General features: G+C 38.6%; 7 protein-coding genes. 5 read left to right on the forward strand and 2 right to left on the reverse strand.

Annotated elements, in window-relative coordinates; translation table 11 throughout:
- Positions 1 to 3 precede the first annotated feature (3 nt).
- Positions 4 to 1005 carry a hypothetical protein gene (locus tag QA584_RS05640; protein WP_278273532.1) on the reverse strand — a complete coding sequence of 334 codons (1002 nt, stop codon included), beginning with the start codon at positions 1003 to 1005 and terminating at the stop codon, positions 4 to 6.
- A 299-nt stretch (positions 1006 to 1304) separates the two neighbouring features.
- Here QA584_RS05640 and QA584_RS05645 point away from each other — a divergent pair, with 299 nt between their 5' ends.
- Positions 1305 to 1925 (forward strand): hypothetical protein, encoded by a 621-nt coding sequence (locus QA584_RS05645; protein WP_278273534.1) that lies wholly within the window; start codon positions 1305 to 1307, stop codon positions 1923 to 1925.
- 296 nt (positions 1926 to 2221) lie between these two features.
- Here the strand turns inward: QA584_RS05645 and QA584_RS05650 are convergent, their stop codons facing one another.
- A complete protein-coding gene (locus QA584_RS05650; RefSeq protein ID WP_278273535.1) occupies positions 2222 to 3394 on the reverse strand; it encodes an iron-containing alcohol dehydrogenase in 1173 nt (390 codons plus the stop codon).
- A gap of 271 nt (positions 3395 to 3665) precedes the next feature.
- On the opposite strand from QA584_RS05650, the gene QA584_RS05655 reads away from it, so the two are divergent.
- From QA584_RS05655 to QA584_RS05670, 4 genes are all read left to right on the forward strand, one after another.
- A complete protein-coding gene (locus QA584_RS05655) occupies positions 3666 to 4478 on the forward strand; it encodes an FHIPEP family type III secretion protein (RefSeq protein ID WP_278273536.1) in 813 nt (270 codons plus the stop codon).
- 759 nt (positions 4479 to 5237) lie between these two features.
- Positions 5238 to 7463, forward strand: coding sequence for a HelD family protein (locus QA584_RS05660; protein ID WP_278273537.1), 2226 nt, complete (start codon positions 5238 to 5240; stop codon positions 7461 to 7463).
- A gap of 332 nt (positions 7464 to 7795) precedes the next feature.
- Entirely contained in the window at positions 7796 to 9679 is a 1884-nt protein-coding gene (locus tag QA584_RS05665) for a family 14 glycosylhydrolase (RefSeq protein ID WP_278273538.1), read from the forward strand.
- 226 nt (positions 9680 to 9905) lie between these two features.
- Positions 9906 to 12023 (forward strand): glycoside hydrolase family 3 C-terminal domain-containing protein, encoded by a 2118-nt coding sequence (locus tag QA584_RS05670; protein ID WP_278273539.1) that lies wholly within the window; start codon positions 9906 to 9908, stop codon positions 12021 to 12023.
- Positions 12024 to 12146: the final 123 nt, after the last annotated feature.

Genomic DNA, 12146 nt, shown 5'->3' on the forward strand with positions numbered 1-12146 from the left:
GCTTTAAGAAGATTTGTCCCTGCCACAGGAATTCGGTTTAAAGGAATTCAGTGCTTCCATTTTTGCATAGAGGATATGCTCTAACTGGGTAATATTCATAATTGTCTTATTAACAGCTTTATTGACTTCTAGCATATCACAAATACTGTCAGCCATTTCTGTAGATTTTTGAAGTTTGGAACCCAGCTCATTTAAGATGTGGGAGAGGGCAGCTTCTTCCAGGGCAATGGATTCTATGATATCATTGGTACACTGTTCCCTGGATTTATGCATAAAGCATTCCGGTGGGAAATCGTAATTGCAGCAGCATAACTTAAAATCTTTGTTATCAAGCTTGCATTTAAGCAGACGAGGATAGCAGCAGTGTTTCGTTGCTAAAATATAGAGGGTAATAACTTCCATATCCTTGCCATCCCAGGGATAAAAAAGCATATCTTCTACCCGGTATATCCCGGTTAAACAATAAGAGGCAATTAAACAACCGCTGTGGTCATAAACAGAGATAGACTGTGTATTATCCGAAAGAAGGGAAACCAGATAATAAGGGGAGATGGACAATACCCCGTTAAAACAGCCTCTCTCCGAGGTTAACAGACATATGGTGTTACCGTCTTTTTGTATGTTTACAATAAAATTCGAAAAAGCAGCGAACAGGGAATTGGTTTCACAGTTGTAGGATAGTCCATTTACAGAGGAATACTTAGGGGATATACTTAATCGGATAAAATCAATTTCTTTCAAATTGCAGTCAAGTTTATAAATCATAGTATTTATTTTATCCACAGAGGCCCAAAAACAATGTTCCGTATTATCATAGCAAATACAGTTGTATGGTCTATTTACTTCAAAGGTGGCCGATAACTCAAAGTCTTCGTTAAACCGGTAGATATGATGTGTTTTTGGCATGGTCAGATAAAAGAAACAGCCGTCAAATGCGATTCCCTTATATAACAGGTAACCATCTGTTGATAATGGAAGTACATGGTATGGTTCCAATAAATCCATCTTAAATCCCCTCCTTTATTCGTGTAATAATATGTTTGATATGTTATTATATGCAAGTTTCCCGCCTTGGAAACTTTGGAAATAACAAATATTCAGTAAATATTTGGCTAAATATCATTTATTTTGTCAGTTTTAATTGAACACATAAGTTGAATCCACATATGATATATAGAAACTATATACTGATACTTACAACAGGGGGATAAGGTTGAAAAATGAATTTTTTCAACCGCAAGTTTGTGCTTGCGCACCACAAACTTGGTATTCGCAAAGAGCGTGCGCAAGAATAGAGGGTTAATATGAGCATGCCTTTTATCATACCGGGTTTCGGAACAAGAGAACGGGCACTTACAGATATTATAGAATCAACCGCACTGCAAAAAACCGCTCTTGCCCATATCATTAATGCGGAAGGAGAGAAGATACAGGCGGCACTTTTAAGCCCTGGCATCACCATAGATAAAGTACTGGAAGTTAACGATTCTGTATTGGCTGTTATGTACAGTGTCACCAGACTGGAACTAATTCTGGAAGCAAAATTAAATGTCTTGCCGGATTTATCTATTTTAGATACCTTTATACCTGATTTGCCGGTGATATCTCCAACACCGATCATCCCGATAGCCCCTATATTATCGGTACCAAATGAAAGTTCAGCTGGAGCCAGCAATATTGCCGGAAGCAATCAAGTAGCCGGAAGCAATCAAGTAGTTGGAAACAATCAAGTAGCCGGAAGCAATCAAGTAGTTGGAAACAATCAAGTAGCCGGAAGCAATCAAGTAGCCGGAAACAATCAAGTAGCCGGAAGTAGTAATGCAGCCGGAAGAAACAACGTAACCGGAACGAATCAAGTTACCAGTACCTCCAATATAGCCGGAACTAACAATAAAACCAGCAGAGGTAATGCCAAAGGCGTATAGGCATTGAGATTAGACAAGAAAATATATAGTGCCTGATATTTTATTTCGGGATACGGAAATAAGTTGGAAAATCAGATTTTACATGTAAAGATGAAAGAAAATAGAATAAGGAAAGCCGTGCCTTAGCCGATGATAGGAGTAATCAGCAGAGTGATATGCTGCAAATCATCGGCAGGATGGGCTTTTAAGTTTATAGACTGCACTAGTCATATAAGAAATACTAGTTGTACTATTGCATCGATGCAAATACAAATTAGTATATTAACTGTTTGGTAATCTTATCCAAACGGCAGACACTAAAAATCAACTTCAGTTCCATAATAAGTACAAGTAAGGAGTTTCTCCATTTCTTTTACAGTAATCGTTCTTGGGTTGGAACCGGTACAGGCATCGCCGATAGCCAGTTCTGCAATAACTGCCACTTTCTCTAAGAATTCCTTTTCGTTAATCCCAAATTCCTTTAGAGTCTTTGGTATACCAAGCTTAACATTATATTCATCTATTTTATCACAAAGTCCCTTTACAATTTCTGCATCCGTTCCGGTAATTCCAAGACTTCTTGCAATATCGGCATAACGTTTTTGTGCAGTTTTCGCATTGAATTTAATTACATAGGGAAGATAGATGGCATTGGCGCAGCCATGAGGGATATGTCCGGTAGAAAAAGCAGCTCCGGTTTTATGGGCCATAGAGTGGACAATACCTAAAAGTGCATTGGAGAAAGCCTGCCCTGCCATACACTGAGCATAATGCATCTGTTCCCTGGCTGACATATCACCTTGATACGAAGCCATAAGATATTCAAACACCATCTGAATAGCTTTTATCGCAAGGGGATCGGTAAAAGGACTGTTAAGGGTGGATACATAAGCTTCTACCGCATGGGTTAAAGCATCCATACCGGTATGAGCGGTCAGAGTAGGAGGCATAGTTTCTGCTAAAGCCGGATCGACGATAGCAATATCAGGAGTTATATTAAAGTCAGCCAGCGGATATTTAATTCCCTTAGCATAATCGGTAATTACGGAAAATGCGGTTACTTCTGTTGCAGTACCGGAGGTAGAAGGAATTGCTATAAATTTAGCCTTCTGTCTTAACTCGGGGAAAGAAAAGGGCTGTATGATTTCTTCAAAGGAAGTATCCGGATATTCATAGAACACCCACATAGCCTTAGCAGCATCAATAGGAGAACCACCGCCCATGGCTATTATCCAGTCCGGTTCAAAGTCCTGCATCGCTTTAGCACCCTTCATTACAGTTTCTACAGAAGGATCCGGTTCGACATTTTCAAAGAGTTTGGTTTCAATCCCTGCCTCTGTTAAATATTTAACTACCCTTTCTACAAAACCAAACTTTTTCATAGAACCACCGCCTAAAACCAGGATGGCTTTTTTTCCTTTTATGTTCTTAAGCTGTTCTAAAGCACCATTTCCATAGTACATATCTCTTGGTAATGTGTATCTCATCATAATAAAATCCTCCTTTTAATCATTTCATTGTGGTTATTGTCTTCAAAATGAATTATAACATTGTTAATAAATTAACACAATGGTCAAATTGTATAAAATTTAAATAATATCCTGACCGGATATATTCATTATAATGATTGCTCCACCACTGACAAAAACTAGAGCAACTGGAATAAGACTTACCATAATCAGTTTATAAAAAGATAAACACAAGGTTGTTTTACTTGCCCGTCTGGATATGGTATTATCTGGATAGAAAGGAGATGCTGATATGAGTATATATGGTTTTGATGAAAGACTTGCTAATGCAAGGAGAGATAAAGGTTTGACCCAGGAAGAACTGGCGGCAAAGCTTGGCGTAACCCCACAGGCAGTTTCAAAATGGGAGAGGAGTACCAGTTATCCGGATGTTGTTATGTTAAGTTCCATCTGTGATATGCTTGATTGTTCCATGGATTATCTGTTAAATGGAAAATTGGCTGAGGTAAAATTGACAGAGAGCGGTGATGAAACAGCCAGAAAGCAGTTATTAAATAAACTGATTGCAGATCCCCTTATTTTAGAGGTAGGGGAGGGTTTAATTGATTTATTATTGGAGGAGCAAAAAGAAGGTTTTAAGGGTGTGGCTGACTTACGTGAGCGAATGGCATTAAAGTACGGTGTTTTGCTGCCGGTGGTGCGGTTAAGAGATGCTATAGAACTTAAAAAATATGAATACAGGATTCTGACTTATGATTGGGTTTTACTTGATGATACCTTAAAAGAAGAGGAAGAACGTTCCTTTGCACGGCTGATGAATCAGTTAGAAGAAATCTGCCGCTGTAATTACAGCAGAATTATTAACAAACAGATGGTAAAAAGCCTGGTAGATAATCTGGAGGAACACTATCCCGCAGTCGTTAAGGGGGTTATCCCAGAGAAAATAAGCTTGATGCAGTTACAGGAAATAATCGGGCAGATTATCGAACGAGGCGGTTCTGTACATAATTTAATTAAAATAATAGAATTTTTAGAAGGCGAAGCAGCAAAGAGGAAAAACAGCAGTGACTTGGCAGAGGCTGTTTTGGATTATCTGAAACAGTAAGATATAAATCGGTACAGATTAATTCGATACAAAATAATTCGGACTCTTTTATATCAATCGCTGCAGCAAAATTGTAAGAAAAAGCTGTCACAATTTTTTAGAAATAAATTATCTGGAAGAGAATCGTTTCTATTTAATGATATATAATCAAGATAGAAATAATCAAAGGACTTTGGAAGGTCAGTTGATTACCAATTCAGTGTGAATGAAAAATTATGGAAAGTATGTGGAAATGGCTGAAGATACAGAATGTAGCCATTTCCACATACTTTCCATAATTTTTATATAAAATAATCTTGTTAGGATGTTTTTTGTATCTGTAATTTCATCAGCCATTAGCCATTTTATAACAACTTCATATATTTAAATAATCCCAAATTCTTGTAAAGTACTCACGCCGCCTTATTTCCCATTTCTCAGAAATTAATTCCCTCAATCTTTCCGTATAATGATTAATATTTCTTCTCTCAGGTAAAAATATCGAAAACCTTTCTCTCTATACTCCTTAGAATCAGATGTAACAAAGTAAAGGACTACTTAAGACTCAAATTATAAGCAATAAAAAAACTGCCAGATCCTTCTGCCAGTTATCACTTATTTTTGCTTAGACTTCATTATACAGCTTAACATATTTTGAAATTAAAGTCTAGTGTTTTTTAAAAAAAACCTTTATTATTTAACAGACGGAAGGAGAAAAGATATCAGACACAAATCTCGAACTTAAACCATTAGTTCGCAAAAGACCTATAAGGAGGTATCATGGAAGAATTAAAGATGCAAGATGGCGGGACAAAACATGAAGAGCTAAGAAGTGAGTGGGAAAAAGAAGAAAAACAATTGAGTCGGTGTTTAGCAGTAATTCAGAAAAATATAGATGAGAGCATGGCTAAACTAAAGGAAACCCGGGCAGAAACAAAAGAACTTTATGATCACTATCATTCTGACAATCCGGAACTTCATAACGATTTGGTGATCGGACTTAGTATGCAATCCCAGATTGAACGCACGTTATATAAGAATCTAGCTGCACAAAAGAAACCATTTTTTGGAAGAATTGATTATGTGGAACATAGTGGAGGCGTTGTTTTAAGTAATGAAACCCCGGAGGATAAAAACTTTTCCCTCTATATTGGAAAGAATGGTATCAGTAAAAGCACCACGGAGATGATTATCATTGACTGGAGAGCACCGGTATCCAGTGTATATTATGACAGCGATGTGGGAGAAAGTTCCTATCTGTCGCCCTATGGTGAACCAATTTATGTCAGTCTTAATCTAAAACGTACCTTTGAGATTTCGGACAGTAAACTGGTGGATTTTTACGACACGGATGTTATTGCAAATGATGAGTTTTTAACTAAATATCTTGGCAAAAACAAAGAAGTGGTACTTGGTGAAATCATAGCCACCATTCAGAAAGAACAAAATGAAATAATCAGAGACACGCCCTGGCACAGCGTAATTGTACAGGGGGTAGCTGGCAGCGGTAAGACAACGGTTGCTATGCATCGGATTTCTTATATCCTTTATAATTATAAAGAAAAGTTCCGCTCTGATGAGTTTTATATTATCGGCAGCAACAAAATGCTCTTAAATTACATTACCGGAGTACTGCCAAATCTGGATGTTTATAATATCAATCAAATGACCTTAGAGGAATTTTTAATTCAGTTGCTGGAGGGTGACTTTAACCTGAAAAAAGGAAACTATGTCTTAAGCAGCAGCTTTACCAAATTAAGCAGCCAAAAGCTGACGGACACAGCAGTAGCTTTAAAGAGATTCAAAGGCTCGATACACTTTATTAAGGCTTTGGAAGTATACTTAAACCAATATGAACAGAATGTCCTTGCGCCTAAAACCATTACTTATCATGAGAAGGACATATATACGGAGGAAGAAATTCTGGAGTTTCTTTCAATTTTTAAGGATAAGCCGTTACAGGAAAAGATAGATTTGTTAAATAAACGTTTAATCAGTAAAGTGCGTCTGGTTAATGAAAAAGAACAGCAGGAAAAAGAATTTATCAATGTTGAGGTCAAAAAATTCAAAGATTATTTTGGGAAAAAACAAAGTAAAATCAATTTCATGGAGGAGTATTTTAAGTTCTTAAAGGACCTGGCTGAAAACAAAAGTGAATATATAAAGTTGGGATTAGATATACCGGAAACAGAAGTGATTCATTTGCTTCAAATGAACTTAAGTAATAAAACTCTGGATATTTACGACCTTGGTATGCTGACCTTTATTAAAAAGCGGCTGAAACTTTCCAGGGATTTTGAATATGTACGCCATATTATTGTAGATGAGGCACAGGATTTTGGCGTTTCCGTTTTCTATGTGTTAAAACAGTTGTTTAAAGAATGTACTTATACCATAATGGGAGATATTACCCAGAATATCCATTACGATACTGGTATGAATGACTGGGAAACCTTAAAGGAGGAGGTATTTTCACTGTCAAAAGATAAGTTTTATGTTCTGGCAAAAAGTTACCGTAATACGGTGGAAATATCTGATTACGCAAGTAAAGTATTAAGACAGTGCAGCTTTAAAACGTATGATATTGAACCGATTATCAGGCACGGTAAAGAAGTTATGGTAACTAAGGCAGACAAGGAAGAGGATATGCTAAAAAAGACAGTGGATACGATTAAAGGCAATTTAAAGGGAGGTTATACCACCATTGCCGTAATCTGCCGGACAATAGAGGAAACCAGAGAGGTCTATGGACTTTTGGATCCGTATGTAACGGTTACACCTCTTAAGGAGGATATGGATGAAATGAACTTTACCAATGGTGTTATGGTACTTCCAATCCATATGACAAAGGGTCTGGAATTTGACTCTGTAATTCTGTGGAATCCTGATGAAGAACGCTATCAGGCCAGTGATGGGGATGCTAAGTTATTATATGTTGCAATTACCAGAGCTTTGCATGAACTTAATATTATTTATCAGGGTAATCTGGCAAAGTTACTGCGATAATCCACTTATGGTATTTCGCAAAAGTATATTAATATTTTTATGGAAGTAATGCCACCTTCTTGGTGAGGTATTAGATGAATACTCTTATCAGGAAGGTGGTTTTCGCTTACTTAGTTATTCGGCTTATATGTTTACTCCAAAAGATATAAAACAATAATTGATATATCATAACTAATATGATATGATAAAAACGGGAATATGATATATCAAACTCAAAAACTGAGAATCGTGTTTTTACAGATTGGATAGCAATTTATAAAACGATAATTTTTATTTATCGAAAGTATCCAAAGGAACAAGACAGTTGGATGTTTATGGAAAGGAGATTAATTATGGGTGAAATAGTAGTATGCGGCATACCTTTTGAAAAAGAAAGGGATGAAGTGGTAAAAGCACTGAATTATGTAAAGGAACACGGGTTTAGCGCAGTACAGATTTATGTTTACTGGAGGGACTTTGAACCGGAGGTTCGCGGAGAATTTAAGTGGGCACCTTATGACAGCCAGGTAAAGTTATTACAGGAGGCGGGACTTAAGTTTGTACCCTTTATCTTAATGGGACCGAAATACGCGGCTCCGGACTGGTGGCTGCAAAGTGATTTACATAAAGATCTGGTTTGCTTGGAACATAAGAAGGCAAACCCTATTGAGTCTGTCTGGAATCCTGATTTCCTGACAGAAATAGACCGGGTATTAAAAGCATTTGCAGAGCATTATCTGCCCTGGGATATAGTAGAGAGTATTCAACCCGGTATATGCGGAGATTATGGCGAAGCAATCTTTCCTGTAGTCGGAAACTGGCCGGGGGATTATCATACCCACAGAGGTTTCTGGTGCGGCGGTGAAGATGCCGTTGCTTCTTTCAGGGCTGCAATGACAGACAGGTACGGAGATATTGAGGTGCTAAATAAAGCCTGGCGTACCAATTATGAATCCTTTGAAAAAGTTAAGCCTTTCCTTCGTGTGTATATGCCAAGCCGTACAGCTTACATGGATTTCCTGTTATGGTATCACAAATCAATGACAGATTATGCCCAGTTCTGGATGAAAGCCTGCAGAGAGCATTTTCCGGATACACCGGTTTATCTTTGCACCGGAGGAATTGAAGAACCAGAACACGGCTCCTCTTTCTCAGATCAGGCGAAAATTACAGCAAAGTACCAGGGCGGTATCCGCTTAACCAATGAAGGCAATAATTTCTATGAAAATGTATATCTGACCATACATATGCATAGCGCCTGTGAATTTTACGGCTCCTATATGGGACTGGAACCCGTTGGCCCTATTCTTCCAAAAGGTGTTGCAGTCCGTATGTACGGAAGTGCAGCTTATGGTAACCGCCAGGTGTTCCATTACTACGGCAATCTGATGGAGAAGGGAGTGGAAAACGGCGGTGGAAATTACGTAAAAGAGCATCAGGACTTAATAAAGGAAAGAAAAACAAACCAGAGTATAACATTTTTCTGGCCTTTAGATGAAGCACTTCTTGGTGGAACACCTATACCGGACAGTATCCGTGCTTCCATCTGTGCAATACGGAAAAATTATATGATTAATGCAGCCGATGAGCAGATGATTTTAGACGGTGCACTAAAGAACAGCCGTGTCCTTGTTATGTTAGATACCCATGTTACGAGAGCGGAAGTGTTGAATAAGATTGCAGAATGGGTTGGTAAAGGCGGCATACTCTTAAGCAACTGTCATCCCCATGACCTGGAAGATCAGGCAGTTCCGGAATTTGAGAAAGTGTTCGGCATGAAGGAGGAATCAGAGGAAGTTTGGGGTCACAGTGAATATTTCGTACAAGCACTGCCCTGGATGAAAAAACTGGAAACCCTGGAAAGACAGCATTCTATGATTGCCTGGAACAAACTGGACAATTCTGTTATTCCTCTAATGAAGAATAAAGAGCGCAAACACGGAGCTGTTATGACAAAAGAAGCATTCTGTTCCTTTGCCAACCCTTACGGCAAAGGAGTGGGAATCTACTTTGCGGCACCTCTTGATCTGAATGCCGAAGAAGATGCTATTTGGACGCCGTCACCGGCATTTGCTTACCTTTTGGAGGATTGCTGCAGACAATTCGGCAATATGGAACCTATGATATTACTGGAGAAGAATCCTGCTTATCCTGCCTCCGTCAGCCAGATTGCCAAAACTTTGATAGACGGCAGAGAGCTGGTTTTATATGAAGACGGCAGTATCAGAGAAGAATAAAAAAGGGTCTATTCGAAAATAGTTACCAGGAACAAGATAAAAGGTAACATATAAAAGTATATAGATAAAAGCAAAAAGATATAAAATAAAGATACAACAAAAAAGATATAACAAAAAAGAAACAAAAGGTATAAGCTAAACAAAAATTAAAAGAAATAGAAAAAATAAGTGAAAAAGAATATGTAAATAAAGGTTAATGGAAGTGAAAAAGGAGAATAGAGGAAGAATGAAGAAATATTACGACAGAACAGAAGAATTCAGGGAAAGGGCAGCTGAACTGGTATCCAAAATGACCCTGGAAGAAAAAGTATTTCAGACGTTACATACAGCGCCTGCAATTGAACGTCTGGGGGTGAAATCCTACAATTGGTGGAATGAAGCTCTGCACGGCGTAGCAAGAGCCGGGGTAGCAACGATTTTTCCACAGGCGATCGGACTTGCTGCTTCTTTTGATGAAGATCTGCTTTATGAAGTTGCTGATGCCATCTCTACAGAAGGTCGTGCAAAATTCAATATGCAGCAAAAATTTGAGGACAGGGATATATATAAAGGGTTAACATTTTGGGCTCCTAATGTTAATATATTCCGTGATCCCAGATGGGGAAGAGGACATGAAACCTTCGGTGAAGACCCTTATCTTACATCAACTCTTGCGGTGAAATACATTAACGGTATGCAAGGAGACGGTGAGTTTATGAAGGTAGCCGCCTGTGCCAAGCATTTTGCCGTACACTCAGGACCGGAAAACATCCGCCATGAATTTAATGCAGAAGTTTCAGAACAGGATCTTCGTGAAACCTATCTTCCGGCTTTTAAAGCCAGCGTAAAAGAAGCTCATGTAGAAGCAGTTATGGGTGCTTATAACCGTGTAAACGGGGAACCCTGCTGCGGCAGTAAGACTCTTCTTACGGATATACTAAGAGGCGAATGGGGTTTTGAAGGACATGTGACTTCGGATTGCGGTGCTATTGCGGATTTTCATGAACGCCATAGAGTAACGGACGGACCAGTGCAGTCGGCAGCTATGGCCGTGGATAACGGCTGTGATCTTAACTGCGGTAAAATGTTTTTCTATCTTACAAAAGCAGTGGAAGACGGGCTTCTTGCAGAAGAAAAGCTTGATGAAGCAGTAACCAGGCTTTTTGTTGCCAGGATGAAATTGGGATTATTTGAAGAAAAAGATGCGATGCCTTATAAATCAATTGATTATACCAGTGTTGATTCCCAAAAAATGAGAGAGCTTAATTTGGAAACTTCCAAGAGAACCTTAGTGCTTTTAAAGAATGAGAACAATTTGCTTCCTCTTAAAAAAGAAAAGATTAAAACCATTGGTATAATCGGACCTAACGCCAATAGCCGCAATGCATTAGTAGGTAATTATGAAGGCACCTCCTCAAGATATGTAACAGTACTTGAAGGTATTCAGGACTATCTGGGCGAGGAAGTAAATGTAAGATACTCAGAAGGCTGCCACTTGTACATGGAACATGTCAGCGATTTCGGCCTGGTTAACGACCGTATTTCTGAGGTTAAAGCAGTCTGCGAAGAAAGTGATATCGTCATTGCCTGCTTTGGTCTGGATGCAGGAATTGAAGGGGAAGAAGGTGATCCAAATAATAAATACGCCAGCGGCGATAAAACCAGCCTCGAATTACCGGGTATCCAGAAAATGGTACTGAACACCATTGCAGAAAGCGGTAAACCGGTTGTTTTAGTATTGTTATCCGGAAGCTCCCTGGCAGTGGAAGAAGAGAAAATCCCGGCAATCCTGCAAGCCTGGTATCCGGGAGCCCAGGGTGGTCGTGCAATCGCAGAAATTTTATTCGGCGAGCAGTCTCCGGAAGGCAAATTGCCGGTAACCTTCTACCGGTCAACAGAGGATCTGCCCGAATTTACAGATTATTCCATGAAAAACAGAACCTACCGTTATATGGAGAAAGCTGCTTTATATCCTTTCGGATATGGATTATCTTATACTAGCTTTTCTCTGGAGCAGGTAGAAGTAATTAACTCGGAGAGTAAAGAAGGCGCTATTGTAAAAGCGCTAATAACCAATCGCGGAGCCTTAAAGGGAGCTGAAACCCTGCAGATTTATATAAAAGCTCCGTATGTATCCGCACCGAAATATCAGTTAAAAGGACTGAAAAAGGTAAGGTTACTTCCCGGTGAGTCAAAGCAGGTAGAAATAAAACTAAACAAAGATGCATTTGGTATATTCAATGAAGCTGGCGAAAGCATACTTTGTGATGGCGAATACAAGATTTATATTGGATTTAACCAGCCAGATGAGAGAAGTATCAATCTGACCGGTCATACTCCGGTGTGTAAAGTAATTACACTTTAATGCTTATTGATTGTTTCAATAAAACAGATAATTAAATCTAAATAGGACTTGATATTGGGAGTTGTATAAACTCTGTATATCAAGTCCATTTTAAGGAAAAATTATAATGAAATTACCATAAAA

The sequence above is a fragment of the Anaerocolumna sp. AGMB13025 genome, from assembly GCF_029689925.1.
In the GTDB taxonomy this organism is placed as follows: Bacteria; Bacillota; Clostridia; order Lachnospirales; family Lachnospiraceae; genus Anaerocolumna.

Coding starts and splice junctions, on each gene's coding strand:
- QA584_RS05640 (WP_278273532.1), bottom strand. CDS start 1,005: ATGGATTTATTGGAACCATACCATGTACTTCCATTATCAACAGATGGT.
- QA584_RS05645 (WP_278273534.1), top strand. CDS start 1,305: ATGAGCATGCCTTTTATCATACCGGGTTTCGGAACAAGAGAACGGGCA.
- QA584_RS05650 (WP_278273535.1), bottom strand. CDS start 3,394: ATGATGAGATACACATTACCAAGAGATATGTACTATGGAAATGGTGCT.
- QA584_RS05655 (WP_278273536.1), top strand. CDS start 3,666: ATGAGTATATATGGTTTTGATGAAAGACTTGCTAATGCAAGGAGAGAT.
- QA584_RS05660 (WP_278273537.1), top strand. CDS start 5,238: ATGGAAGAATTAAAGATGCAAGATGGCGGGACAAAACATGAAGAGCTA.
- QA584_RS05665 (WP_278273538.1), top strand. CDS start 7,796: ATGGGTGAAATAGTAGTATGCGGCATACCTTTTGAAAAAGAAAGGGAT.
- QA584_RS05670 (WP_278273539.1), top strand. CDS start 9,906: ATGAAGAAATATTACGACAGAACAGAAGAATTCAGGGAAAGGGCAGCT.